Below are 24711 nucleotides of genomic sequence, written 5' to 3' on the forward strand. Positions count from 1 at the left end.
GTGGGCCGCTATCACGGCAGCCGGTGACCGGGGATTCCTCGACTTGCCGATGTTTCCTACAGTGATACGGTGATTCTCGCCAAGAGACGAAAGTGCTGGTGCTATGCCCTCCGATCTCGCCACCCTCGCCGAACAATCCGGCACCAAGTTCATCCTCGCGCTGTTCGTAGACCTGCGCGGAAAGCCCTGCGCCAAACTGGTTCCCGTTGAATCGGTCGAACTCCTCGCCACCGACGGCGTCGGGTTCGCCGGCTACGCCGTCGGCGCCATGGGTCAGGAGCCCAAAGACCCCGACCTGATCGCGATCCCCGATCCGGCGTCGTTCACCCCCATACCGTTCATCAAAGAAGGCCTGGCCCTGGTGCACTGCGACCCCCATGTCCAGGGCACACCATGGCCGTATGCGCCGCGGGTGATCCTCAAGGGACTCATCCAGCGCGCCGCCGACGCCGGATACGAACCCTGGGTGGGCGCCGAGGTCGAGTATTTCCTGTTGCGGCGCAACAACGATGGCATGCTGGCCACAGCTGACGCGGCCGACACCGCCGCCCAACCCTGTTACGACGCGCGCGGCGTCACCCGCATGTACGACCACCTGACCGCGATCTCCACCGCCATGAACACCCTCGGGTGGTCCAACTACGCCAACGACCACGAGGACGGCAACGGGCAGTTCGAGCAGAACTTCGAGTTCTCCGACGCGCTGACCACCGCCGACCGCGTGATCACGCTGCGCTACCTCTTGTCGATGATCGCCGCCGAACGTGACATGGTGGCCACCTTCATGCCCAAGCCGTTCAGCGATCGCACGGGCAGCGGCCTGCATCTGCACGTGTCGCTCACCAGCGGTGGAAACCCGGTGTTCCCGGCAGGATCCGACGAGGCAGACCCACACGGCCTCGGCCTGTCCGAGACGGCATACGCCTTCATCGGCGGCATCCTCGACCACGCGTGTGCGCTGCAGTCGGTCGTCGCTCCGACGGTCAACTCCTACAAGCGAACCGGCGCCACCTCAACCGCGTCCGGAGCGTCGTGGGCCCCTCGCAAGCCCAGCTACGGCGGCAACGACCGTACCCACTACATCCGCGTGCCCGACAGTCAACGCATCGAGTTGCGCGGCGGTGACGGCTCGGCCAATCCGTACCTCGCGATCGCCGCGGCGCTGGGCGCCGGCCTCGACGGCGTCAAACGCAGCCTCGATCCCGGAGCCGTGGGCGCCCAGGGACCGGCGGCACTGCCACCCACGCTGCTGCACGCGGTCGAATCACTTGAGGTCGATCCAGTCGTCACAGGCGTGCTCGATGTCGCGGGCGACGGCGTCGCCTCCTACTTCGCCGACGTCAAACGCGCGGAGTTCTTCGCCTATCACGGCACCGTGTCGCCGTGGGAGGTCGACCAGTATCTGACGGCTTTCTAGCCGAATCGCTTTCAGGAGAACGGAGAAGACATGTGCGGGATCGTGGGATTGCACCTGCGTACACCGGAGCTGTATCCGCGGCTGGGCGAGTTGCTCGCCGCGATGCTGGGCGAGATGTCCGACCGCGGCGCGGATTCGGCGGGAGTCGCGGTCTACGGAGACCCGGAGTGGTCGCCGTACGGACAGGGTTGCGTCTCGGTGACCGACATCGCCGAGGTACCGGCCCTGGGCCCGGACGTGGAAGTGGTGCAGGTTGATTCGACGTACCTCCTGTCGGCCGACATGGAATCCGAGGAGCTGTTGGATCTGGTCCGGGCGGCCTACCCGACGGCGTTGATCTCGGGCTTCGGAGCCGATCTGGCGGTGCTCAAGGGCGTCGGCCATCCACGCACGCTCACCGACGCCTGGGGACTGGACAAGGCGTCGGGCTGGCAAGGCGTCGGACACACCCGAATGGCCACCGAATCGGCCGTCACCCCATCGGGCTGCCATCCCTATACCGTCGGTCCCGGACAGTGCCTGGTGCACAACGGATCTTTCGCCAACCACGCCTCCATCCGTCGCGACCTACGCCGGGCCGGTGTGGTGTTCGACAGCGAGAACGACACCGAGGTGGGCGCGCGGTTCGTGGCAGAACAGCTGGCGGCCGGCCGCGATGTGGCGACCGCGCTCAAGGAACTGTGCGCCACCTTTGACGGCTTCTACACCCTGCTGGTCTCCGATCACGACTCGTTCGCGGTGGTGCGCGACGCCATCGCCTGCAAGCCTGCCGTGATCGCCGAAACCGCCGATTGGGTGGCCATGGCCAGCGAGTACCGCGCGCTGGCCGGGTTGCCGGGGGTCGAGCACGCACGCATTTGGGAACCGGAACCGGAGGTGGTCTACGCATGGACACGTTGATACGGCGGGCAGGAGCGCAGCGACCGGGGAATCTGTCGCGGTTCGATTTACGCACAACGCCTTTGCGCGAGGTGAATGCGGCGCTGCACGAGCCGGGTGTCGAGGGCGACTACGTCATCGCCCATCCCGACGGCGCACACAACGTGGCCGTCGGCCTCAACGCGCCGGTGCGCGTCACCATCGAGGGCCATGTCGGCTACTACGCCGCGGGAATGAATCAGCTGGCCGAAGTCACGATCAACGGCAACGCCGGAACCGGGGTGGCGGAGAACATGATGAGCGGCGCGGTGCGCGTCACCGGCAACGCCTCGCAGTCGGCGGGAGCCACCGCGCACGGTGGCCTGCTGGTCATCCAGGGCGACGCGGCTGCGCGGTGTGGCATCTCGATGAAGGGCGTCGACATCGTGGTGGGCGGCAGCATCGGCCACATGAGCGCGTTCATGGCGCAAGCCGGCCGGCTGGTGGTCCGCGGCGACGCCGGGGAGGCCCTGGGCGACTCGATCTACGAGGCACGGATCTACGTGCGCGGCGAGGTGGCCTCCCTTGGCGCGGACTGCATCGCCAAACCCATGCGCCCCGAGCACCATGCCGAACTCGCGGAGCTGTTGGAAGCCAGTGGATTCCGGGACGACGACACCGCGGCCTACACCCGCTACGGCTCGGCCAGGAGCCTCTACCACTTCCACGTCGACAATGCGAGTGCCTACTGATGACCAACCTTCGCGAATCCGCCACCTTCGATCGGTCCACCATCGCCGACATCCAGCGTGCCGCCGAGACCGGGATCTATGACATCCGCGGCTGGGGAGCCAAGCGACGGCTACCTCATTTCGACGACCTGTTGTTCCTCGGCGCCTCGATGTCGCGCTACCCGCTGGAGGGCTACCGCGAACGCTGCGGCACCGACGTGGTGCTCGGCGACCGGCATGCCAAACATCCCCTGCACCTGGATATCCCGGTCACCATTGCCGGGATGAGCTTCGGCGCGCTGTCCGGGCCCGCCAAGGAGGCTCTGGGCCGCGGGGCCAGCGAGGCAGGCACTTCGACCACCACCGGCGACGGCGGCATGACACCCGAGGAGCGCGGGCAGAGCAAGCACCTGGTGTACCAGTACCTGCCCTCGCGCTACGGGATGAATCCCGACGATCTGCGCAAGGCGGACGCCATCGAGGTGGTGCTCGGCCAGGGCGCCAAACCCGGCGGCGGCGGAATGCTGTTGGGTCAGAAGATCTCCCCTCGGGTCGCCCAGATGCGGACCCTGCCGGAGGGCATCGATCAGCGCAGTGCGTGCCGGCACCCGGACTGGACCGGCCCCGACGATCTCACCATCAAGATCAACGAACTGCGGGAGATCACCGACTGGGAGAAGCCGATCTACGTCAAGGTCGGGGCCACCCGCACGTACTACGACGTCAAGCTGGCCGTGCATGCCGGAGCCGACGTGGTGGTGGTCGACGGCATGCAGGGCGGCACGGCCGCCACCCAGGAGGTGTTCATCGAACACGTCGGCATCCCGACCCTGGCAGCGATCCCGCAGGCGGTGCAGGCGTTGCAGGAACTGGGAGTGCATCGGACCGGGGCGAGCGGAGCTTGCGGAGCGACGGGAAATGGCGGAGTGCAGTTGATCGTGAGCGGTGGCATCCGCTCCGGCGCCGACGTCGCCAAGGCACTGGCACTGGGCGCCGATGCCGTGGCGATCGGCACCGCCGCGTTGATCGCTCTGGGCGACAACCATCCCCGCTACGCCGCCGAGTACGAAAAGCTCGGCAGCGCAGCCGGTTTCTACGATGACTTCCAGGACGGGCGCGACCCTGCCGGCATCACCACGCAGGACCCGGAACTGGCGGCCCGATTCGATCCGATCGAGGGCGGCCGGCGGCTGGCCAACTATCTACGGGTGCTGACCATGGAGGCTCAGACCATCGCCCGGGCCTGCGGGAAAGCACACGTGTGCCACCTGGAACCCGAGGATCTGGTGGCGATCACCATCGAGGCCGCGGCGATGGCCAGAGTTCCGCTGGCCGGCACGAACTGGATACCGGGCTCGTGAACGCCGACGTCGTCATCGTCGGCGGCGGCCTGGAAGGGGCCGCCGCGGCCTGGGCTCTGAGTCAGCGAGGCGTCACCAATGTGACTGTCCTGGAACGTAATACCGTCGGCTCGGGCATGACCGGGAAATCCAGCGGTATCGTGCGTTGCCACTACGGGGTGAGCTCGCTGGCGGCGATGGCCACCGTCGGCCTCGCGGTCTTCGAAGGCGCTGAGCAGTACTTCGGGACCGACATCGGGTTCCGGCAGACCGGCTATGTCGTCGGCGTCGGGGAACGCAACGTCGACAACCTGCGCAAGAGCCTGGCCACCCAACGCGAGGTCGGCGTGCAGACCGAGGAGATCGACGCCGTCGAGGTGGCCAAGCTGTGGCCGTGGGCGGATCTGGAACCGTTCGCGGCTTTCGGCTGGGAGGCCCGCGGCGGCTACGGCGACGCCTACCAGACCGCGCAGGCGTTCGCGGTGACGGCCAGGGCAGCTGGGGTACGAATCCACCAGGGCGCCAACGTGACCGGGCTGCTGATCGACGGGGATCGGGTCACCGGTGTCACATTGGCCGACGGCACGCGGGTGTCGGCTGGCAGCGTCGTCGTCGCGACCGGAGTGTGGACCGGTCCGTTCCTGGCGCCCTATGGCATCGACGTCCCGATCCACGTGCACCGGGAACAGATCGTGACGATCAAACCCGGGGTGGACACGGGTCCGGTGCCCGTCTTCTCCGATCTGGTCTCGCTGCAATACATTCGGCCCGAGCCCAACGGAGAACTGCTGTTCGGGAACTCCGATCTGGCCGAGTTGGAGCTTGCCGACCCCGACGACTACCTGAACCGGGCCACCGACGGCTTCATCGATCTGACCGTCGACAAGGTGGGCACCCGATTTCCCGGTTTCCCCGACGCGGCAATCGCCGGCAGCTACGCCGGCTGCTACGACGTCACCCCGGACTGGAACCCCGTCATCTCCCGCACCGGCATCGACGGCCTGCTGGTGGCGGCCGGATTCAGCGGGCACGGCTTCAAGATCGCCCCGGCGGTCGGCGGGCTCATCGCCGACCTGGTGATCGACGGCCACAGCCGCGACCCGCGGATACCCGAGTCGGATTTCCGCCTGACCCGGTTCGCGGAGGACAATTTGCTCAAGAGCCGGTACCCGTACGTGGGTGCCGGGGAGATGCGATAGACCGGGGGGCGGATCGCGCATGAGGGACAGCAAGAAGCCGCAGGCGGATCGCGCATGAGGGACAGCAAGAAGCCGCAGGCGGATTGCGCATGAGTGACGTTCCGCTGATCCGAAACGTCGGCACGGCCCGCGAGCGCGATCCGCACGCCCCTGTCGAGGACCTCGAATTCGAGGCGGCGATCGGGCGCAATGTGCGTCAACTGCGCCAGCAGCACGGGCTGACCGTCGCGGACATGGCCACCAGGGTGGGCATCTCCAAGGCGATGCTCTCCAAGATCGAGAACGCCCAGACCTCGTGCAGCCTGTCCACCCTGGCCCTACTTGCCAAGGGGCTCGACGTTCCGGTGACCAGCCTGTTCCGCGGGGCCGACGTCGAACGTCCGGCCGCATTCGTCAAAGCGGGCACCGGTCCGGAGATCGTGCGCAACGGCACCAAGCAGGGGCACGAATACCAGCTGCTCAGCTCGCTGCGCGGCGAGCACAAGCGTCTGGAATGCCTGCACGTCACGCTGACCGAGAAGAGTCAGACGTACCCGCTGTTCCAGCATCCGGGCACCGAGTTCATCTACATGCTCTCCGGCGTCATGGACTACAGCCACAGCCGCTCGGTCTATCGGCTGCAGCCGGGCGACTCCCTGCAGATCGACGGGGAAGGCGCTCACGGACCGGTTGACCTGATCGAACTGCCGATCCGGTTCCTGTCGGTGATCGCCTTCCCCGATTCCCAGGTGTGAGTCAACTTCCCGGGATTACTCGTAGATGCTGAGGATCCGCTGCGGGCCATGGTGGTTGTGCCAGCCGGGCTTCATGCCGGGAGCCGGGGTGGCATAGGTGTCGGGGCTGTAGAGGTTGCCCGGGCCCTGCGGCTCCTGAGCGGCGGCCGTTCCGGCCAGGCCCAGCGCGACGGCGCCGAGGAAACCTGCGGACAGGACGGGCAGTGCCAGGGCCTTGGTGAATTTGGTCATGTTCGTGAATCCTTTTGTCTTGGTTGCTATTTCGTATTGCTTGGCGGCCTGTTCGACCACTGAGACAAGAATGCGGCCTGGACGGCTGCCGGTCTGTCCGGCAATCGGGCGATGAGGCTGGTGAAGATGTGTTCCCCCGATCGGAGGAACCGCACGTCAACCGCGAGTTTTGGCCTGGGATTGAGGCGGAGTACAGTTGACCGCGTGCAGCGGGTGCTCCTTCTCGGACGCCGCGACGGGGTCTGATCAGACCGGCTTCCCGTCGCGGGTTTTCGCGATGCGCCGGTCGGGTCCCCCTTCAACTCCCGGAGCAAAACCATGACCACCCCCGACATCTCTGCAGATGCCTTCAGTTCGGTGCGCGCGATCAACACGCCGGCCGGTGCACCCAACCCCGGCCAGCCCGTCTGGAATACCCAGCGCGGCTCATCCATGCCGGTCAGCCGCTACCGCAGCTTCGCCGAAGAAGTCCCCGGCGGCAGCCCGGCATTCGCCCCGGCTCCCGTTCCGTTCGACCGCACGTGGCCGGACCGCGTCATCGACAAGGCGCCGATGTGGTGCGCGGTCGACCTGCGTGACGGCAATCAGGCCCTGATCGACCCGATGAGCCCGGCGCGCAAGCGCCGCATGTTCGACCTGCTGGTCCGGATGGGCTACAAGGAGATCGAGGTCGGCTTCCCGTCGGCCAGCCAGACCGACTACGACTTCGTCCGCGAGATCATCGAGGACGGGGCGATTCCCGACGACGTCACCATCCAGGTGCTGACCCAGTGCCGCCCCGAGCTGATCGAGCGCACCTTCGAGGCGTGTGCCGGAGCTCCACAGGCGATCGTGCACTTCTACAACTCGACGTCGATCCTGCAGCGCCGCGTGGTGTTCCGCGCGGACCGCGACGCCGTCAAGAAGATCGCCACGGACGGCGCCGAGCTGTGCGTCGAGGAGGCCAAGAAATACCCGCAGACGCGGTGGCGCTTCGAATACTCCCCCGAGTCGTACACGGGCACCGAGCTGGAGTACGCCGTCGAGGTGTGCAACGCCGTGGCCGACATCGTCAAGCCGACGCCCGAGTGGCCGCTGATCGTCAACCTGCCTGCGACCGTCGAGATGGCCACCCCGAACGTCTACGCCGATTCGATCGAGTGGATGAGCCGGCACCTGACCCCGCGCGACTCGATCATCCTGAGCCTGCACCCCCACAACGACCGCGGAACCGGTGTTGCCGCAGCCGAATTGGGCTACCAGGCCGGTGCCGACCGGATCGAGGGCTGCCTGTTCGGCAACGGCGAGCGCACCGGCAACGTCTGCCTGGTGACGCTGGGGCTGAACATGTTCAGCCGCGGCGTCGACCCGCAGATCGACTTCTCCAACATCGACGAGATCCGTCGCACGGTCGAGTACTGCAACCAGCTGCCCGTGCACGAACGTCACCCCTACGGCGGTGACCTGGTCTACACCGCATTCTCCGGCAGCCACCAGGACGCCATCAACAAGGGCCTGGACCAGATGAAGGTGGATGCGGATGCCGCCGACACCGATGTCGATGATCTCCTGTGGCAAGTTCCCTACCTGCCGATCGACCCCAAGGACGTCGGCCGCACGTACGAAGCCGTGATCCGGGTGAACTCGCAGTCCGGCAAGGGCGGCGTGGCCTACATCATGAAAGCCGACCACGGTCTGTCGCTGCCGCGGCGGCTGCAGATCGAGTTCAGCCAGGCCATCCAGGCGATCACCGATGGCGAGGGCGGCGAGGTTTCACCCAAGGAGATCTGGGGCGCGTTCTCCGAGGAGTACCTGGCCCCGATCACGCCGCTGGAGCGCATCCGGCAGAAGGTGGACGCCTCCGAAGAAGATGGTGGTACCGACACCATCACCGCGATCGTCAAGATCGACGGTGTCGAGCGCGAGATCATCGGTGCGGGCAACGGCCCGCTGGCGGCGTTCGTCGACGCCCTCGGCGCCATCGGCTATGACATCAACGTGCTGGACTACTCCGAGCACGCCATGTCCTCGGGCGAAGAAGCGCAGGCCGCGGCCTATGTCGAGGCGTCGATCGGCGGCAGGACCGTGTGGGGCGTCGGCATCGCCACGTCGATCACAACTGCATCACTTCGCGCAGTCGTATCTGCCGTCAACCGCGCCGCGCGTGCTTAGCTGACGTCGGCGTAGATCACTGCGCCGACGCCAACTGCAAGGAGCAGTCCATGGACTGGGGTTCGACATGGGATTTCCTGTGGCATTTCCTGATCATCTTCGCCTGGATCGCGTACCTGCTGGTGCTGTTCCAGATCCTGACAGACCTGTTCTGGCGTGATCACAAGACCTCCGGCTGGGTCAAAGCCGTGTGGGTGATCTTCCTGATCCTGTTGCCGTGGCTGACCGCGCTGGTCTACCTCATCGCTCGCGGCCAGGGCATGTCCGAGCGCGCTCAGGCGGCGGCACTGGCGGCCAAGCAGGAAACCGACGACTACATCAAGCAGGCGGCGGGCCGGTCCCCGGCACAGGAGATCGCCGACGCCAAGGCACTGCTGGACGCGGGCACGATCACCCAGGCCGAGTTCGACGGGTTGAAGGCGAAGGCTCTGGGCTGACGGTGCCGAGTCAGAACAGCGTGTACTGATCGCTCTCGGCGGCGGTGTCGTGGAACTCCTCGATGTTCGCACCACCGAGGACATGGGCCAGCAGGCCCATGAACGTCTCGTCGTCGAGGAGCGGTACACCCGCCTCCACGGCCTGGTAGCCCTTGCCCTGATCGGGTGCGGGTTCGTTGCAGATCACCAACGACGTCTGCTGGTCAACCAGGTCCGTGTAGGCCAGCCCGGCGTGCAGGATGCGCTCGATGAGCTCCTCGTGGGTGCGCGCCACCTCTGCCGACAACGCCACCCGCATGCCCTGCACCAGTGGTCGGCCCGCCACGTAGATGCCAGGGTTGGCGTAATCGCACGGCAGCCGCGAGGCCAGCATCTTCAACGGCCGCAGCTCCTCATGGGTGATGTGCCCATTGGGCCAGCGGCGCCGGCTCACCTCCCGCAGCGGCAGCCAGACCTTGCGGTCGCGGGCCCGGGCCAATGTCGGTTTGAGGATCTGCGCCAGCACCAGCGCGTCGTCGAGCGCGTCGTGCGGCTTCATCTGGCTGACGCCCCAATGCGCCGCCAGGGTCTCCAGGCGCAGATTGTCGGTGCCCAGCGCCAGCCGACGGGCCAGCTCCACGGTGCACATGACGCTGTCGACCGGCAGCTCGGCCCCCACCAGCTCGGCCTCGGCGGCCAGGAAGCTGTAATCGAAGCCCACGTTGTGGGCCACCAGGGTGCGTCCCCGCAGGATGTCGCTCACGTCGCCGACGACGTCGCCGAAGGTCGGCTGGCCTTCCAACATCTCGGCCGTCAGCCCATGCACATGGGTCGGCCCCGGATCCACCCCCGGATTCAGCAAGGTGGCCACGCTGCGCTCGACGTTGCCGTCATCCCCGACCGCCAAGGCGGCGACGCTGACGATGCGTGCCTGCCCTGGCCGGAACCCGGTGGTCTCCACGTCCACGACGGCCCAGCCCGCGCCCGGCTCGGATGCCGGCCTGCCCCACGCGCTGCTCATATTCGTCAGGATGGCACGCGAGCCCGACAGAGTCCGATTGACGCGCCGCGTCGCCTCGCTCGGCAGCCCAGCGTGTCGTGCCCCTAAAATCGCCGGAATGCTGACCCTTCGCGGGCGCGCCGCACTGGCCGCCGGATCCACCGCGCGCTGGGCGTCGCGGGTCACCGGCCGCGGCGCGGGCGCGATGATCGGCGGCCTGGTGGCGATGACACTGGACCGCTCGATCCTGCGTCAACTTGGCCAGGACCGCCGCAGCGTCGTCGTGACCGGCACGAATGGCAAGTCGACCACCACTCGGATGACTGCGGCCGCACTGGCCACGTTGGGCCCGGTGGCCAGTAACTCCGAGGGCGCCAACATGGACGCCGGCCTGGTGGCGGCACTGGCCGGGGCTCGCGATGCGACGCTGGCGGCCCTGGAAGTCGACGAGATGCACGTCCCGCATGTCTTGGACGCAGTTGATGCCGCGGTGGTCGTTTTGCTGAACCTGTCCCGTGACCAGCTGGACCGGGTCGGTGAGATCAACCACATCGAACGGACCCTGCGCGGCGGGCTGGCGCGTCATCGCGACGCGGTGATCGTGGCCAACTGCGACGACGTACTGATGACCTCGGCCGCCTACGACAGCCCGAATGTGGTGTGGGTGGCCGCCGGCGGCAGCTGGGCGGGCGACTCGGTGAGCTGTCCACGGTCCGGCGAGATCATCGAGCGCAACGGGCGGGACTGGTACTCGACCGGAACCGACTTCAAGCGTCCCGCCCCGCAGTGGTGGTTCGACGACACCCACATCTATGGACCCGACGGCCTGGTGCTGCCCATGACGCTGGCCCTGCCGGGCGCAGTCAACCGCGGTAACGCCACCCAGGCGGTCGCGGCCGCCGTCGCGCTCGGCGCAGACCCTGCCGCCGCGGTGGCGGCGGTTTCCGGCGTCGACGAGGTCGCCGGGCGGTACCGCACGGTGCAGATCGGCTCCCACACCGCGCGGATCCTGCTGGCCAAAAACCCGGCCGGCTGGCAAGAGGCGCTGTCGATGGTGGACAAGCACGGCGCCGGGGTGGTCATCTCCGTCAACGGGCAGGTGCCCGACGGGGAGGATCTGTCGTGGTTGTGGGATGTTCGGTTCGAGCACTTTGACGACACTCAAGTGGTGGCCGCCGGGGAGCGCGGGACCGATCTCGCGGTGCGGCTCGGGTACGCGGGCGTCGAGCATTCGCTGGTGCACGACACCGTCGCGGCCATCGAGTCCTGCCCACCCGGACATGTCGAGGTGATCGCCAACTACACCGCGTTCCTGCAACTGAATCGGCGGATCTCATGAGTGCAGGTGCGCACGCGAGGAGCAATTCAACGGTCAGCATCGGACTGGTGCTGCCCGACGTGATGGGCACCTACGGAGACAGCGGCAATGCAGTGGTTCTGCGAAAACGGTTGCAGTTGCGCGGGATTGACGCCGAGATCGTGGAGATCACGCTGGGCGACCCGGTACCGTCGTCGCTCGATCTGTACACGCTGGGCGGCGCCGAGGATTACGCGCAACGGCTGGCCACCAAGCACCTGATCCGGTATCCCGGTCTGCAGCAGGCAGTTTCACGAGGTGCGCCGGTGCTCGCGATCTGCGCGGCCATCCAGGTGCTGGGGCACTGGTACGAGACCTCGGCCGGCGAGCGGGTCGAAGGCGTCGGGCTGCTCGACGTCACCACATCGCCGCAGGAGTCCCGGACCATCGGCGAGGTGGCGTCACGGCCCATGCTCGACGGACTCACCCAGCCGTTGACCGGATTCGAAAATCACCGTGGCGGAACAGTTCTGGGGTCGGAAGCGCGACCACTGGCCGCCGTCACCAAGGGCGCGGGCAATCGGGCGGGCGACGGCTACGACGGTGCGGTTCAAGGCAGCGTGGTCGCGACCTACCTGCACGGGCCGTGTCTGGCCCGCAACCCGGAGCTGGCCGACCATCTGCTCTCGCGGGTGGTGGGAGAGCTTCCGCCACTGCAGCTGCCCGAGGTGGACATGCTGCGTCGCGAACGCCTGGCTGCCCCGCGCCGGGTCTAGTCGCCACCCCTTCTCCGCCGAAACGGCATTCCGGCAGGGACTTACTCGAACTTCTCCTGCCGGAATGCCGTTTCGGCGGTAGTCAGGATGCGAAGACGTCGACTGCCTTGGCGATATGTGCGGCGGCGTCGACGAGAATCGGTTCGCCATGGCCGAATCCGGCGCGCTGCGCGCCCGTGGCGGCCAGCCTCTCTACGGACCGGGAGAGTTCGGAGCGGTCGGAGTTGAAGACGCCGAAGATCACCTGTCCGTTGAATTCGGCCACCACGTCACCGGTGAGGACCGCATCGGCGGCAGGCAGATGCAGCGCGATGCTGCCGGGCGTGTGGCCGGGCACGGCGATCACCTGGGCGCCGCCGGCGAAGTCGAGAACGTCGCCATCGGCGACCACCCGGTCCACTCGGCATGCGGGGCCATGCGGAGAGGCGTCGAATTCAGGGCGCAGATTGCGTTCTGTGTCAGTCAACACGGGCAGCGGGCCGGATTCGTCGCCGCGGACATAGCTCGCGTCACCTTTGCCTGCGATCACCTCCACGTCGGACCAATCCGCGATCTCGGCGGCAGCACCACTGTGGTCCTCATGGAAGTGGGTGAGCACGATGCGCTTGACGTGGATACGCCGCAGCCCCAGATCGGCGAGCGCGTCGGCGATCAATCCCGCACTGTCCGGCCAGCCGGTGTCGATCAACGTCACACCGTCGGACTCGGTCCACAGATAGCTGTTCAGCAGGTGCGCCTGGCCGCCGGGGATGCGCAGCCGGTACAGCGAATCCGCCATCTGGAGTAGATCGGGCATGTCTCGACGCTACCGGCGCCCACCCCACCCGAGCCGTCGCTCCGCGCTGTGTTGACGTCAACGTCAAGTTTTCTCGACAAATCTTTACGGTGCGTTCGCGAATCGGACAAAATCGACAGCTGTGTAAAAGCTGTGATTGCCGGCCAGGGACGGTTAACGACGTGACCCCAACCCGCCTGAGGGGCGTCAGTTGCCCTCATCACACCCCATCCGCAAACTGACCCGCATCACATTTAGCCAAAGCTACCGGCCGGTATGGTCCAGCCACTAGACCATTAATCGCAGCGCTGGCTAACTAGTGACAGCGACCGACACACAGGGCGCTCCTCGGTCCGCGATGCGTCCCCCGATTCAGACCTAGACGACCGCATGTTTGCTATACCGCCCACAGCCTGTTCGTAGGGTTAGCCGATAGCAAACTCACACCCCTATCCAACGCCCGTTCTCGCGTCTCATTATGTGGACTAACGATGGATTTGACGTCGACTTATGTGTTCAATCTGTCCTTACTCTCAAGTAGATATCAGCTCCCCTCGGGGAGTAAGCAAAGGAATAAGTCCATGCAAACCGCTGTTCGCTCATATTTCACCGCCGGGGTGGCCCTGGCCGGCGCGGGCGTCATCGCCGTCAGCCCGGTCATGCCAACCCCAACTGACATCCAGCTGCCCGCAGTTCACGCGTCGTCCGCTGCGGTGACACTGTCCGCTCTCACGAATCCCGTAGATGCTTGGGCGCAGACCCTGTCGAACGCCGGTGCCAACCTGCAGGCGCTCGGCGAGCAACTGCTGGCCAGTGACTTCCCGATCCTGCGGACCGTCATCAGCAATCAGATCGGCAACGCGACGGTCGTCGGCAACGCCCTTCAGACCTATGCCGACAACCTCACGACCACGCTCCAGGGACTACCCGAGGCGCTGCAGACGGCGTCGGACCTGATCTCTCAGGGCGAGATCACCTCGGCCTTGGACGGGCTGACGCTCAGCCTGCTTCCGGCGGTACTCGGTCTGCTCGATCTGACGAACAACAGTTGGTCCGCGGTCAACACGACGGCGCAAAACTTCGTGAACGTGATCAAACAGGTGCCGAACATCGTGACCGCGGTGGCGCTGCCGGCCGCCTTCCCGATCTTGTCCGTGGTGAACGGATTGGCCGCAACCGCCGAAGAAGTGGTCAAGGCTGTCAACGCCGGAGATGCGGAGGGCGCCGCCAGCGCACTCATCAACGCACCGGCGACCCTCACGGATGCATTCCTCAACGGCAAGGGCACGATTCTGGGGATCATCCCCGTCGCGGGGCTGTTGTCGCCGTCATCCCCGCTCGGCGCGCTGGGAAGTGGACCCATCGCATCGCTGCTCGATCTGCCCAAAACCATTGCGGGGGTACTCGACCCGAATCCGCAGGCACCGGCCCCCTCGTCTGTGACAGCCACCTCCGCCAAACTGAGCAGTTCCACCGTCCACGCGTTGACCAGCGGTCCCTCCGCGCGGAGCGTCACACTCAGTGTTCCGGCTTCCGGTACCGCAGCGGACGCGGCCGAGGCTGCTGAGACCGTTCCGGCGAAGGGCGCGAACACCACCGAGCCCGCCGTGGCAAAGCCGGCCGAGGAGGCACCTGCCGAATCCATCAGCGGCGCAACCGGTTCGAGCGCGGACGCGGCGGCAGGCACCGGCTCCGCGGCCCCTGAGGACGTCGTCTCCCCCGCGACCCCGAAGGCCTCCGCAACCAAGAAGGTCGCGACGAAGAGCCCGGCGAAGCAGATCCGCGACAACATCAAGAAGGCGGCCCAGCGGATCGCCGGGAAATCCGACAAGAGCTCCAGCACTGCCGGCAGCTCAACCAGCTCGGAGAGCTCGGGCAGCTCGGCAGGCAGCGGACACTCCGGCACCGCCAAGCCGAGCCACAAGAGCGGTGGCGGCCACAACGAGTAGCCACTGATCTCAATTCCGCCGAAACCGCATTCCAGCAGACCGTTACTCGAACTTTCTCTGCTGGAATGCGGTTTCGCGGCGTTTGGGGGAGGTCAGGCCATGGCGCGGCGGCCGGCCAACGCCCGGCCCAGGGTGAGCTCGTCGGCGAACTCCAGGTCACCGCCCATTGGCAGGCCCGAGGCGATGCGAGTGACGGTGAGGCCCGGGATGTCGCGCAGCATCCGCACGAGATAGGTGGCCGTGGCCTCGCCCTCGGTGTTCGGATCGGTCGCGATGATCACCTCGGCCACATCGACGCCGTCGACGCGTTCCCCGATGCGGTTGAGCAGTTCCCGAATACGCAGCTGGTCCGGGCCGACGCCGGACAACGGGTCCAGCGCCCCGCCCAGCACGTGGTAGCGACCGCGGAATTCACGGGTGCGCTCGACGGCCTGTACGTCCTTGGGCTCTTCGACCACGCACACCAAAGAGGCGTCGCGGCGGGGGTCCTTACAGATCCGGCAGCGTTCCTCATCGGAGACGTTGCCGCACACCGCACAGAATGTGACGCCATCGCGGACGCGGCCCAGCACCGCGGTCAGCCGATCGATGTCCGGCGGTTCGACGCTCAGCAGATGAAAGGCGATCCGCTGGGCGCTCTTGGGCCCGATGCCGGGCAGCTTGCCGAGCTCGTCGATCAGATCCTGTACCGGGCCTTCGAACACTTAAAGCCCCGGAAGTCCGAAACCGCCGAGCCCGCCGGCGAGCGGGCCCAGGCGGCTCTGCGCCAGCGTGGTCACCTGATTGGACGCATCGGCGAGCGCACCGACGATGAGGTCCTGCAGGGTCTCGACGTCTTCGGGATCGACGACCTTGGGATCGATCGCCACCGCGACCACCTCCCCGCTGCCCTTCACCGTGACCTGCACGAGCCCACCACCGGCCTGTCCGTGCACCTCGGAATTGGCCAGCGCCTCCTGCGCCTCCATGAGCTGCTGCTGTACCTGCTGGGCCTGGGCCAGCAGGGCCGACATGTCGGGCGTGCCTCCGGGTTGCATGAGTGGTCCCCTTGCCGTGTTGGTTGCGTCTTGGTCTCGACTTGGTTGCTCTCGCCTGTCGGCGGCGATTCGGACTTTCAGCCTAGTCGGCGCGCGGGCTAGCGTGGCGCCCGTGCGAGTCCCAGCCTGCGTGCGTGTCGGCACCGCGATGGTCAGCAGCGTTATTGTCGCCGCAGCCATCCCGGCGATCGTCGACGCTCCTCACGCCACCGCTGCCCCGAACGTCGCCGGCATGATCGTCTTCCTCGATCCCGGCCATAACGGCGCCAACGACGCGTCGATCAGCCGCCAGGTGCCGACGGGCCGCGGCGGTACCAAGGACTGCCAGGCCAGCGGCACCTCCACCGAGGACGGATATCCGGAGCACACCTTCACCTGGGACACCACGCTGCGGGTGCGGGCCATCCTGAACCAGATGGGTGTCCGGACGGCCATGTCGCGCGGCAACGACAACGCGCTGGGCCCCTGCGTCGACGAGCGGGCCTCGATGGCCAACGCCCTGCGGCCCAACGCCATCGTGTCCATCCACGCCGACGGTGGCCCGGCCAACGGCCGCGGTTTCCACGTGCTGTACTCGTCGCCCCCGCTGAACAACGTGCAGGCCGGGCCTTCGGTGCAGTTCGCCAAGACCATGCGCGATCAGCTGTCCGCCTCGGGTATCCCGCCGGCCACCTACATCGGTTCGGGTGGCCTGGACGCCCGCTCGGACATCGCCGGGCTCAACCTGGCGCAGTTCCCGTCGATCCTCGTCGAGTGCGGCAACATGAAGAACCCGGTCGACTCCAGCCTGATGAAGACCCCGGACGGCCAGCAGAAGTACGCCGAGGCGATCGCCCGGGGCGTCGTGGCCTATCTGGGCTCGCAGACCCCGACCCCGGCGCGCTAGCTAGCTCTCGACTTCCTTCTTGAGGTTGGCCAGCAACTCGTCCTGGATCTTGCGCAGGCCCAGCGGCGCGAAGGTCTTCTCGAAGAAACCCTTGATCCCGCCGGCGCCGGTCCAGCTGGTCTTGAGGTTGACCGACGAACCGGTGCCCGCCGGGGCCACGGTCCAGTTGGTCACCAGGCTGGAGTTGGCGTCCTTCTCGATCACCGTGTGGCCGGCCACATCCACCGACGCCTTGATGTCACGCACCCGGGACTCGGTCGCCTGCAGCTTCCAGGCGGCCACGGTGCCCGCGCCCTGACCACCCTCGAGCACCTGGTAGTCGCGGTAGTGCGAGGAGAGGATCTTCGGGCGCACGGTCTGGTAGTCCGCGATCGCGGCGAACACAGCGGCCGGCTCGGCGTTGATCAGAACCGTGCTGACCGCACTGACCTGTCCCATGACTGAAACTCCTTCAACTCGTGTCTGCGGTCGCATCGTCGGCAACCTCCGACTAGCGTATATGTGTGTCTGTTGTTGCGACCGACGCACAAGCTGTCCATGCCATGGGCGTGCAGCGCCTGTTGGACAGCTACCGCGCCATACCGCCCAATTCGACCGTGCGGCTTGCGAAGCCCACGTCGAACCTCTTCCGTGCGCGCGCTCGCAGCGATGTCAAAGGCCTGGACGTGTCGGGGCTCACCAATGTGATCGCCGTCGACACCGACGCCCGCACCGCCGACGTGGCAGGCATGTGCACCTATGAGGATCTGGTGGCCGCGACGCTGCCGCACGGCCTCGCCCCGCTGGTGGTGCCGCAACTCAAGACCATCACGCTGGGTGGCGCGGTCACCGGGCTCGGTATCGAGTCGACGTCGTTCCGCAACGGTCTGCCGCACGAATCGGTGCTGGAGATGGACATTCTCACCGGAACGGGCGAGATCGTCACCGCCTCACAGCAACAGCACGCCGACCTGTTTCGCACCTTTCCCAATTCTTATGGCACGCTTGGCTACTCCACCCGGTTGCGGATCGAGCTGGAGCCCGTCACGCCTTTTGTCGCGTTGCGCCACCTGCGTTTTCATTCTCTGACCGAACTCGTCGCGGCGATGGACCGGATCATCGAAACCGGTGGGCTCGACGGCGAACCGGTCGATTACCTCGACGGCGTGGTGTTCAGCGCCGACGAAAGCTACCTGTGCGTCGGTTTCAAGACGACGACGCCGGGCCCCGTCAGCGATTACACCGGCCAGCAGATCTATTACCGGTCGATCCAGCATGCCCACGGCGAAAAACATGACCGACTGACCATCCACGACTATCTGTGGCGGTGGGACACCGACTGGTTCTGGTGTTCGCGGGCTTTCGGCGCGCAGAACCCCACCATCCGGCGGTTCTGGCCGCGCCGGCTCCGCCGCAGCAGCTTCTACTGGAAACTGGTCGGCTACGACCAGCGGTTCAACATCGCCGACCGGATCGAGAAACATCACGGCCGTCCGCCCCGCGAGCGGGTGGTGCAGGACATCGAGGTGCCCGTAGAGCATTGCGAGCACTTCCTCACCTGGTTTCTGCAGAACGTGCCGATCGAGCCGATCTGGTTGTGCCCGCTGCGGTTACGTGAGGACGAACGCAATAGTGCGGGCTGGCCCCTGTACCCGCTTCGCGCCCACCACACGTACGTCAACATCGGGTTCTGGTCCTCGGTGCCCGTCGGCCCGGTCGAGGGCCACACCAACAAGCTGATCGAGACCAAGGTCAGCGAGCTCGACGGACACAAGTCCCTCTATTCCGATTCCTACTACCAGCGGGAGGATTTCGACGCGCTCTACGGCGGCGAGACCTACAAGACCGTCAAGAAGTCCTACGACCCCGATTCGCGTTTGTTCGACCTGTATTCGAAAGCCGTCCTGCGCCGATGAACGGAGAACAGCGATGACAACCTTCAAAGAACACCCGACGCACGCAGGGGATCACAAGCTCAGCCTGGCCGAGATCCTGGAGATCTTCGCCTCGGGCTCGCAGCCGCTGAAATTCACCGCCTATGACGGCAGTACGTCCGGTCCCAGCGATGCCGCGCTCGGCCTGGACCTCAAGACCCCGCGCGGCACGACGTACCTGGCAACCGCGCCCGGGGATCTGGGCCTGGCCCGCGCCTACGTGTCCGGCGATCTGGAATTGCACGGGGTACATCCCGGCGACCCGTACCCGCTGCTGTGCGCGCTGGCGGAGAAGATGGCGTTCAAACGTCCCTCCGCACGGGTGCTGGCCAACATCGTCCGGTCCATCGGTATCGAGCATTTCAAGCCCATCGCGCCGCCACCCCAGGAGGCACTGCCGCGGTGGAGGCGAGTGGTAGAGGGCTTACGACACAGCAAGACTCGTGACGCCGAGGCAATCCATCATCACTACGACGTGTCGAACACCTTCTACGAATGGGTGCTGGGGCCGTCGATGACCTACACCTGCGCGTGCTATCCGGATGCCGATGCCAGCCTGGAAGAGGCGCAGGACAACAAATACCGCCTGGTGTTCGAGAAGCTGCGGCTGCAGCCCGGCGACCGGCTGCTCGATGTGGGCTGCGGGTGGGGCGGCATGGTCCGCTACGCCGCACGCCACGGCGTCCACGCGCTCGGGGTGACCCTGTCGGTGGAGCAGGCCCGGTGGGCGCAGGAGGCCATCGCCAAGGAGGGTCTGAGCGATCTGGCCGAGGTGCGCCACGGCGACTACCGCGACATCGTCGAAACCGGGTTCGACGCGGTGTCCTCGATCGGCCTGACCGAGCACATCGGCGTACACAACTACCCGTCATACTTCGGTTTCCTGAAGTCGAGGATGCGTCCGGGCGGCCTCCTGCTCAACCACTGCATCACCCGCCACGACAACCGAAGTGGCGCGGCCGCCGGAGGATTCATCGACCGCTACGTGTTCCCGGACGGAGAACTGACGGGCTCGGGTCGCATCATCGCCGAGGTGCAGGATGTCGGCCTCGAGGTCATGCACGAGGAGAACCTGCGCAACCACTACGCGATGACCCTGCGTGACTGGTGCGCCAACCTCGTCGAGCACTGGGACGAGGCGGTTGCCGAGGTGGGACTGCCCACGGCCAAGGTCTGGGGCCTGTACATGGCCGGCTCCCGACTGGGCTTCGAGACGAATGTGGTTCAGCTACACCAGGTTCTGGCCGTCAAGCTCGATGACCGCGGTGACGACGGCGGCCTGCCGCTGCGGCCGTGGTGGGTTCCCTAGGACGAGCGCCGACCGCTGAATCGCCAGCTGCCACACCAGCACCGCGCAGGCTTCGTGTAGGCGATTTGTAGACGTGATATCACCGGCGATACCACGTTTCGTGATCGACCACGTTCCTCGCCTCGTCGAGATTGCACGCAGGGTCGTGAATTCGCCCCTACGACACCCTCAGTGCAATCTCGACACCGCTAACTCTCGATCTTTCGCGCACCCAGTTCGTTCTGCAGCAGCTCGAGCGCGACCTCTTCGGGATCGCGACGCGGCCCGGCCTCACTCTGCGAAGCCTCGGCGAGCATCTCTTCCTCCTCGTCCTCCGGGGACGGCGGGGGCTCGGGGTCTGGCACCGGATCGGGTTCGGGAATGACACGGCCCGGCCGGCTTGGCACCCGTGGCGGAGGCTTGGCCGCGCGCGGCGGGGGTGGCGGCGCCGCCTCGGCGGTGCCGACCTCACACCGGATCTGCCAGTCCACCCCGAGCGCATCCTTCAACGCATCCCGGATCACGTCGGCATTGCGGGACTCGGTCAGCCGCTTGGCCAGCGGTGGCGATTCATGGGACAGCACAAGGGTTTTGTCCTCGACGGCCCGCACGATCGCGCCTGACAACATCACCTCGGTGGTACGACTGCGCTCACGCACCTTCTCGCGCACCGTCGTCCACATCGAGCGCACGGCGGCAGCGTTGGGCTCGCCGCCGGGGGTAACCGTTGGCTGCACCGCCTCGGGCTCGGGTTCCGGTGCGGGCTCGGGTTCGAAGTCTGGCTCGGGCGGCAATGGCGCGGGCTCCGGCTCAGGCTCGGGCTCCGGAGTGGGTGGCGGCGGGGCAGGTGCCGCGACCGGTTCCGGTGCAGGCGCCGGTGGCGGCGCAGCTTGCGGCGCGGGAGCGGGAGTGGGAGGAGCTTCCGTGGCGGCGGGCGCAGGCGGGGCGGCGGGAGCGGGTGTGGGAGGGGCTTCCGTGGGGGCAGGAGCCGGGGACTCCGCGGGCGCAGGACTGGTCTGGCTGCGACGAACAAACGTCTTGGCCGGCTCGGTCGAACCGACGGCCGAAGCCGATGACGACGACGCCTCACCGGCCGGGATCGACAGGTCCAGCCTGGTCTCGATGCGTTCGATGCGCTGCAACATCGCCGACTCGGTGTCGTGCGCCGAGGGCAGCAGCAACCGGGCACACACGACTTCGAGCAGCAGCCGCGGCGCCGTCGCGCCCCGCATCTCGCCGAGGCCTGCGTGCACCACCTCGGCATAGCGGGTCAACGTCGCCGCGCCCAACTTGGCAGCCTGCTCACGCATCCGTTCCAGCACGTCCGCCGGCGCGTCCACGACACCGCGGGTGACCGCGTCGGGAACGGCCTGCAGCACGATCAAGTCGCGGAAGCGTTCCAGCAGATCGTTGGCGAAGCGCCGCGGATCGTGACCCGCGTCGATCACCGACTCCACGGCACCGAACAACGCGGCCGCATCTCCGGCCGCCAACGCTTCGACCGCATCGTCGATGAGCGCCATGTCGGTGGCACCGAGCAGGGCCAGCGCGCGCTGGTAGGTGATGTGGTTGCCGTCGGCGCCCTGCTCGGACCCGGCCAGCAGCTGATCGAGCACCGAGAGTGTGTCGCGCGGTGAACCGCCGCCGGCCCGGATGACCAGCGGGTACACCGCGGCGTCGACGTTGACGTTCTCCTCGGCGCAGATGCGCTCGAGCAGCGGCCGCATGGTGCGCGGCGCCAGCAGCCGGAACGGATAGTGGTGCGTGCGCGACCGGATGGTCGGCAGCACCTTCTCCGGTTCGGTGGTGGCGAACACGAAGATCAGATGCTCAGGTGGCTCTTCGACGATCTTGAGCAGCGCATTGAAACCGGCTGTGGTGACCATGTGCGCTTCATCGATGATGAAGATGCGGTACCGCGACTGGGCCGGCGCGTAGAACGCGCGGTCACGCAATTCACGGGTGTCGTCAACACCGCCGTGGCTGGCCGCGTCGAGTTCGGTGACGTCAAGGTTGCCCGGGCCGTTGGGCGCCAGCGCGACGCACGAATCGCACACTCCGCAGGGTGTGGGCGTGGGGCCCTGCTCACAGTTGAGCGAACGGGCCAGGATGCGCGCCGAGGATGTCTTGCCGCAGCCGCGTGGCCCTGAGAACAAATATGCGTGATTGATCCGGCCCGCGGTCAGGGCAGTAGATAGCGGCTCGGTGACATGTTCCTGGCCAACGACTTCCGCGAAGGTTGCCGGCCGGTATTTGCGGTAAAGAGCCACGGGAGAAGGCTACCTACCGGTCCCGACTAGTCGCCCAGCAGTGACTCGGTGGCCGCCAGCAGGGCACAGGTGGCCAGTCCGTCGATCGCCTCGCGCACATCGGGCAGGGACGGGAACGTCGGCGCGATGCGGATGTTCTTGTCCTCGGGGTCCTTGCGGTACGGGAAGGCCGAACCCGCCTCGGTGACCGCGATGCCCGCGTCCTTGGCCAGCGCGACGGTGCGTTTGGCGGTACCGGGCCACACGTCCATGCTCACGAAGTAGCCACCCTTGGGATCGGTCCACGACGCGATCTTCGACTCACCCAGCCGCTCCTCGAGGATCTCGGCCACCAGGGCGAACTTGGGGGCGATCAACTGGCGGTGGCGCTGCATCTGCAGCCGCACGCCGTCGGCGTCACCGAAGAAGCGGCTGTGCCGCAGCTGGTTGACCTTGTCCGGCCCGATCGACTTCTTGCCCGCGTGCTGCAGGTACCAGGCGATGTTGCCCAGCGAGCCGCCCAGGAAGCTCACGCCCGCCCCGGCGAAGGTGATCTTCGAGGTCGAGGCGAACACCAACGGACGGTTCGGGTTGCCGGCCGCCTCGGCCAGCCCCAGCACATCCACCTGACGGATGAACTCGTCGGTCAGAGTGTGAACAGCGTAGGCGTTGTCCCACATCAACCGGAAATCGCTTGCCGCCGTACGCATTTGGACGAGGCGCCGGACGACCTCCCAGGAGAAGGTGACCCCCGTCGGGTTGCTGTACACCGGAACACACCACATGCCCTTGATCGCCGGGTCGGCGGCGACGAGCTCCTCGATCAGGTCGACGTCGGGTCCGTCCTCGCGCATCGGCACCGGGATCATCTCGATTCCCAGGGACTCGGTGATGGCGAAATGCCGGTCATAGCCGGGCGACGGGCAGAGGAACTTCACGACGGGCTCTCGAACCCAGGGGCGCACCGAATCCACGCCACCGTGCAACAGCGAGAACACGATGACGTCGTGCATCATCTCCAGGCTCGCGTTGTTCCCGGCGATGAGGTTCTGCACCGGGATGCCGAGCAGCTCGCCGAAGATCTCCCGCAGCTCGGGCAGACCGTGCAGGCCGCCGTAATTACGGGTATCGGTGCCTTCGCGATCGCGGTAGGAGTCCGCTTCCGAGCCGGGCAGGCTCAGCAGCGCATTGGACAGATCCAGCTGCTCGGGAGCCGGCTTACCGCGGGTCAGATCCAGGCTCAGCTTCTTGGCCTGCAGCTCTGCGTAGTTGCGCTGTTGGGCTTCGTGCTGCGCGAGCAGATCGTCGCGGCCGAGAGACAGGAACGACACCGCGCGCCTTTCACAGATGCTGAATGAGATTGAACGTAAGGGGACCCCGCGCACCCGCCAGAGCCCATTGACCCTTGCTGCCTTCCGGCCCTGGGGGAGTTCACAGGATGGACGCCGCGCGGGGTCCACAGCGAGTGTAATACCCGCCCCGTCCCCGGCGTTTACGGGACTGGTTCAGGCGTCGGCTACGATTGCCGACGGAGGATTCGCCTAGTGGCCTATGGCGCTCGCCTGGAACGCGGGTTGGGTTAACAGCCCTCAGGGGTTCAAATCCCCTATCCTCCGCGCTCGGGTCCGGGGTGCGACCTGCTGAATCAACCCTGATCAGCGGTTCGCACCCCGGCCCAATTAAGTACCGAGGAGGAGTATGGGCCGCACCGTCGCGGTGATCTGGCACGTGTCGTTTTCGATCGTGGCCGCCGGCCTGTTCTTCTTTTTCGTCCTTCCGCGCTGGCCCGAACTCATGGGTCAGACCTCGCCGACGCTCGGGCTGATCCTGCGCATCGTCACCGGGGCACTGATCGGCCTCGCGGCCCTGCCGGTGGTCTTCACTCTGCAGCGGACCAAGCGTCCCGAGCTGTCCACCCCGGAGCTGGCGCTGCGGTTGCGGACCGCCTCGATCTCCCTGCACGTGCTGGCCGCAGTACTGATCGTCGGTACCGCGGTCTCCGAGATCTGGTTGTCGCTCGACAGCTTCGGGCCGTGGCTGTTCGGCGTCTACGGCGCCGCCGCCGCGATCGCCCTCCTCGGCATTTTCGCCTTCTACCTGGCCTTTGCCGCAGAGCTTCCGCCCCCGCCGCCCAAGCCGCTCAAGGTCCGCGAGAAGGCCGAACGCCGCGGACGCAAGAAGAAGAAGGCCGCCGAGGCCGAAGAGGCCGAGGCAACCGAAGCGACCACAGAGGTTGCGGAAACCGAGGATGCGAAGGCTGCCGACGCGGCAGACGAAGCCGGCGAGGAGACCGCGGCCGAAGAGACCGAAGCCGAGGCTGAATCCGACGCGGACGAAGCCGAGGACGAGACTGAAGCCGAGTCTGACGAGGGCAAGTCCCTTCGCAACCGGCGGCCGTCGAGCAAGAGCGGGATCACGCGGCGAGGCCGGCGTTCACGCGGCGAAGTAGCCACCGAAGACTGAC

General features: G+C 66.7%; 23 protein-coding genes, 1 tRNA gene and 1 other RNA gene. 16 read left to right on the plus strand and 9 right to left on the minus strand.

Annotated elements, in window-relative coordinates; genetic code table 11:
* Positions 1 to 103: 103 nt before the first annotated feature.
* The 6 genes from glnT (at position 104) to H977_RS0114320 (ending at position 6279) form a co-directional block, all read left to right on the plus strand.
* Positions 104 to 1417: a type III glutamate--ammonia ligase gene (gene glnT, locus H977_RS0114295; RefSeq protein WP_029108497.1), complete on the plus strand. Its 1314-nt coding sequence runs from the start codon at positions 104 to 106 to the stop codon at positions 1415 to 1417.
* A 30-nt stretch (positions 1418 to 1447) separates the two neighbouring features.
* Entirely contained in the window at positions 1448 to 2317 is an 870-nt protein-coding gene (locus H977_RS0114300) for a class II glutamine amidotransferase domain-containing protein (protein ID WP_029108498.1), read from the plus strand.
* A complete protein-coding gene (locus tag H977_RS0114305) occupies positions 2305 to 3027 on the plus strand; it encodes a GltB/FmdC/FwdC-like GXGXG domain-containing protein (protein ID WP_051288851.1) in 723 nt (240 codons plus the stop codon). The genes H977_RS0114300 and H977_RS0114305 overlap by 13 nt, the downstream gene beginning before the upstream one ends.
* Positions 3027 to 4367: an FMN-binding glutamate synthase family protein gene (locus H977_RS0114310; RefSeq protein ID WP_029108500.1), complete on the plus strand. Its 1341-nt coding sequence runs from the start codon at positions 3027 to 3029 to the stop codon at positions 4365 to 4367. The genes H977_RS0114305 and H977_RS0114310 overlap by 1 nt, the downstream gene beginning before the upstream one ends.
* Positions 4364 to 5545, plus strand: a complete 1182-nt coding sequence (locus H977_RS0114315; protein WP_036475928.1) for an NAD(P)/FAD-dependent oxidoreductase — start codon at positions 4364 to 4366, stop codon at positions 5543 to 5545. The genes H977_RS0114310 and H977_RS0114315 overlap by 4 nt, the downstream gene beginning before the upstream one ends.
* A gap of 89 nt (positions 5546 to 5634) precedes the next feature.
* Positions 5635 to 6279 carry a helix-turn-helix domain-containing protein gene (locus tag H977_RS0114320; protein ID WP_029108502.1) on the plus strand — a complete coding sequence of 215 codons (645 nt, stop codon included), beginning with the start codon at positions 5635 to 5637 and terminating at the stop codon, positions 6277 to 6279.
* Positions 6280 to 6294: 15 nt separating this feature from the next.
* Here the strand turns inward: H977_RS0114320 and H977_RS0114325 are convergent, their stop codons facing one another.
* Positions 6295 to 6510: a hypothetical protein gene (locus tag H977_RS0114325; protein WP_029108503.1), complete on the minus strand. Its 216-nt coding sequence runs from the start codon at positions 6508 to 6510 to the stop codon at positions 6295 to 6297.
* 318 nt (positions 6511 to 6828) lie between these two features.
* On the opposite strand from H977_RS0114325, the gene leuA reads away from it, so the two are divergent.
* Entirely contained in the window at positions 6829 to 8661 is a 1833-nt protein-coding gene (gene leuA, locus H977_RS0114330) for a 2-isopropylmalate synthase (RefSeq protein ID WP_029108504.1), read from the plus strand.
* Positions 8662 to 8711: 50 nt separating this feature from the next.
* On the plus strand, positions 8712 to 9098 hold the full coding sequence (locus H977_RS0114335) for an SHOCT domain-containing protein (RefSeq protein ID WP_029108505.1): 387 nt from the start codon (positions 8712 to 8714) through the stop codon (positions 9096 to 9098).
* A 10-nt stretch (positions 9099 to 9108) separates the two neighbouring features.
* On the opposite strand, the gene H977_RS0114340 is transcribed toward H977_RS0114335, so the two are convergent.
* A complete protein-coding gene (locus tag H977_RS0114340) occupies positions 9109 to 10098 on the minus strand; it encodes a DEDDh family exonuclease (RefSeq protein WP_029108506.1) in 990 nt (329 codons plus the stop codon).
* Positions 10099 to 10195: 97 nt separating this feature from the next.
* Here H977_RS0114340 and H977_RS0114345 point away from each other — a divergent pair, with 97 nt between their 5' ends.
* Entirely contained in the window at positions 10196 to 11416 is a 1221-nt protein-coding gene (locus tag H977_RS0114345) for a Mur ligase family protein (RefSeq protein WP_029108507.1), read from the plus strand.
* The gene (locus H977_RS0114350; RefSeq protein ID WP_036475931.1) at positions 11413 to 12150 is read left to right on the plus strand and encodes a type 1 glutamine amidotransferase; all 738 of its coding nucleotides are present in this window, start codon (positions 11413 to 11415) and stop codon (positions 12148 to 12150) included. The genes H977_RS0114345 and H977_RS0114350 overlap by 4 nt, the downstream gene beginning before the upstream one ends.
* Positions 12151 to 12232: 82 nt before the next feature.
* Here the strand turns inward: H977_RS0114350 and H977_RS0114355 are convergent, their stop codons facing one another.
* The gene (locus tag H977_RS0114355) at positions 12233 to 12946 is read right to left on the minus strand and encodes an MBL fold metallo-hydrolase (protein ID WP_029108509.1); all 714 of its coding nucleotides are present in this window, start codon (positions 12944 to 12946) and stop codon (positions 12233 to 12235) included.
* Between the two features lie 560 nt (positions 12947 to 13506).
* Between H977_RS0114355 and H977_RS0114360 the strand changes: the two genes are divergently transcribed.
* A complete protein-coding gene (locus H977_RS0114360) occupies positions 13507 to 14874 on the plus strand; it encodes a hypothetical protein (protein WP_155946642.1) in 1368 nt (455 codons plus the stop codon).
* 92 nt (positions 14875 to 14966) lie between these two features.
* Here the strand turns inward: H977_RS0114360 and recR are convergent, their stop codons facing one another.
* Positions 14967 to 15578, minus strand: a complete 612-nt coding sequence (recR, locus tag H977_RS0114365; protein WP_029108511.1) for a recombination mediator RecR — start codon at positions 15576 to 15578, stop codon at positions 14967 to 14969.
* Entirely contained in the window at positions 15579 to 15911 is a 333-nt protein-coding gene (locus H977_RS0114370; protein ID WP_029108512.1) for a YbaB/EbfC family nucleoid-associated protein, read from the minus strand. It lies immediately after the preceding gene.
* 148 nt (positions 15912 to 16059) lie between these two features.
* Between H977_RS0114370 and H977_RS0114375 the strand changes: the two genes are divergently transcribed.
* Positions 16060 to 16797: an Rv3717 family N-acetylmuramoyl-L-alanine amidase gene (locus H977_RS0114375; protein ID WP_029108513.1), complete on the plus strand. Its 738-nt coding sequence runs from the start codon at positions 16060 to 16062 to the stop codon at positions 16795 to 16797.
* Here the strand turns inward: H977_RS0114375 and H977_RS0114380 are convergent, their stop codons facing one another.
* Positions 16798 to 17235, minus strand: coding sequence for an SRPBCC family protein (locus H977_RS0114380; RefSeq protein WP_029108514.1), 438 nt, complete (start codon positions 17233 to 17235; stop codon positions 16798 to 16800).
* Positions 17236 to 17300: 65 nt separating this feature from the next.
* Between H977_RS0114380 and H977_RS0114385 the strand changes: the two genes are divergently transcribed.
* Together H977_RS0114385 and H977_RS0114390 are read left to right on the plus strand one after the other, a co-directional pair.
* On the plus strand, positions 17301 to 18692 hold the full coding sequence (locus tag H977_RS0114385) for an FAD-binding oxidoreductase (RefSeq protein ID WP_029108515.1): 1392 nt from the start codon (positions 17301 to 17303) through the stop codon (positions 18690 to 18692).
* A gap of 13 nt (positions 18693 to 18705) precedes the next feature.
* Positions 18706 to 20019, plus strand: coding sequence for a class I SAM-dependent methyltransferase (locus H977_RS0114390; RefSeq protein ID WP_029108516.1), 1314 nt, complete (start codon positions 18706 to 18708; stop codon positions 20017 to 20019).
* A 188-nt stretch (positions 20020 to 20207) separates the two neighbouring features.
* Here H977_RS0114390 and H977_RS0114395 read toward each other — a convergent pair whose 3' ends face one another.
* The 3 genes from H977_RS0114395 to ffs all read right to left on the minus strand — a co-directional run bounded on the left by H977_RS0114395 (position 20208) and on the right by ffs (position 23708).
* Positions 20208 to 22268, minus strand: a complete 2061-nt coding sequence (locus tag H977_RS0114395; RefSeq protein ID WP_029108517.1) for a DNA polymerase III subunits gamma/tau — start codon at positions 22266 to 22268, stop codon at positions 20208 to 20210.
* Between the two features lie 26 nt (positions 22269 to 22294).
* Entirely contained in the window at positions 22295 to 23578 is a 1284-nt protein-coding gene (locus H977_RS0114400; RefSeq protein ID WP_029108518.1) for an aspartate aminotransferase type Ic, read from the minus strand.
* A 35-nt stretch (positions 23579 to 23613) separates the two neighbouring features.
* Positions 23614 to 23708, minus strand: an RNA gene (gene ffs, locus H977_RS34860) — signal recognition particle sRNA small type.
* Positions 23709 to 23777: 69 nt separating this feature from the next.
* On the opposite strand from ffs, the gene H977_RS0114405 reads away from it, so the two are divergent.
* A tRNA-Ser gene (locus H977_RS0114405) sits at positions 23778 to 23863 on the plus strand.
* Positions 23864 to 23945: 82 nt separating this feature from the next.
* Complete coding sequence (gene lucA / locus H977_RS0114410; RefSeq protein WP_029108519.1) at positions 23946 to 24710, plus strand: lipid uptake coordinator LucA; 765 nt, start codon at positions 23946 to 23948, stop codon at positions 24708 to 24710.
* The last annotated feature ends 1 nt before the right edge of the window (position 24711 follow it).

Source organism: Mycobacterium sp. URHD0025 (assembly GCF_000426065.1).
In the GTDB taxonomy this organism is placed as follows: domain Bacteria; phylum Actinomycetota; class Actinomycetes; order Mycobacteriales; family Mycobacteriaceae; genus Mycobacterium.

Bases quoted from the DNA above. Each gene is read 5' to 3' on its own strand.
- H977_RS0114350 (WP_036475931.1), top strand. From the start codon at position 11,413: ATGAGTGCAGGTGCGCACGCGAGGAGCAATTCAACGGTCAGCATCGGA.
- H977_RS0114305 (WP_051288851.1), top strand. From the start codon at position 2,305: ATGGACACGTTGATACGGCGGGCAGGAGCGCAGCGACCGGGGAATCTG.
- H977_RS0114335 (WP_029108505.1), top strand. From the start codon at position 8,712: ATGGACTGGGGTTCGACATGGGATTTCCTGTGGCATTTCCTGATCATC.
- H977_RS0114310 (WP_029108500.1), top strand. From the start codon at position 3,027: ATGACCAACCTTCGCGAATCCGCCACCTTCGATCGGTCCACCATCGCC.
- H977_RS0114345 (WP_029108507.1), top strand. From the start codon at position 10,196: ATGCTGACCCTTCGCGGGCGCGCCGCACTGGCCGCCGGATCCACCGCG.
- H977_RS0114320 (WP_029108502.1), top strand. From the start codon at position 5,635: ATGAGTGACGTTCCGCTGATCCGAAACGTCGGCACGGCCCGCGAGCGC.
- H977_RS0114375 (WP_029108513.1), top strand. From the start codon at position 16,060: ATGGTCAGCAGCGTTATTGTCGCCGCAGCCATCCCGGCGATCGTCGAC.
- H977_RS0114325 (WP_029108503.1), bottom strand. From the start codon at position 6,510: ATGACCAAATTCACCAAGGCCCTGGCACTGCCCGTCCTGTCCGCAGGT.
- H977_RS0114370 (WP_029108512.1), bottom strand. From the start codon at position 15,911: ATGCAACCCGGAGGCACGCCCGACATGTCGGCCCTGCTGGCCCAGGCC.
- H977_RS0114300 (WP_029108498.1), top strand. From the start codon at position 1,448: ATGTGCGGGATCGTGGGATTGCACCTGCGTACACCGGAGCTGTATCCG.
- H977_RS0114355 (WP_029108509.1), bottom strand. From the start codon at position 12,946: ATGCCCGATCTACTCCAGATGGCGGATTCGCTGTACCGGCTGCGCATC.
- leuA (WP_029108504.1), top strand. From the start codon at position 6,829: ATGACCACCCCCGACATCTCTGCAGATGCCTTCAGTTCGGTGCGCGCG.
- H977_RS0114340 (WP_029108506.1), bottom strand. From the start codon at position 10,098: ATGAGCAGCGCGTGGGGCAGGCCGGCATCCGAGCCGGGCGCGGGCTGG.
- lucA (WP_029108519.1), top strand. From the start codon at position 23,946: ATGGGCCGCACCGTCGCGGTGATCTGGCACGTGTCGTTTTCGATCGTG.
- H977_RS0114390 (WP_029108516.1), top strand. From the start codon at position 18,706: ATGACAACCTTCAAAGAACACCCGACGCACGCAGGGGATCACAAGCTC.
- glnT (WP_029108497.1), top strand. From the start codon at position 104: ATGCCCTCCGATCTCGCCACCCTCGCCGAACAATCCGGCACCAAGTTC.
- H977_RS0114380 (WP_029108514.1), bottom strand. From the start codon at position 17,235: ATGGGACAGGTCAGTGCGGTCAGCACGGTTCTGATCAACGCCGAGCCG.
- H977_RS0114360 (WP_155946642.1), top strand. From the start codon at position 13,507: ATGCAAACCGCTGTTCGCTCATATTTCACCGCCGGGGTGGCCCTGGCC.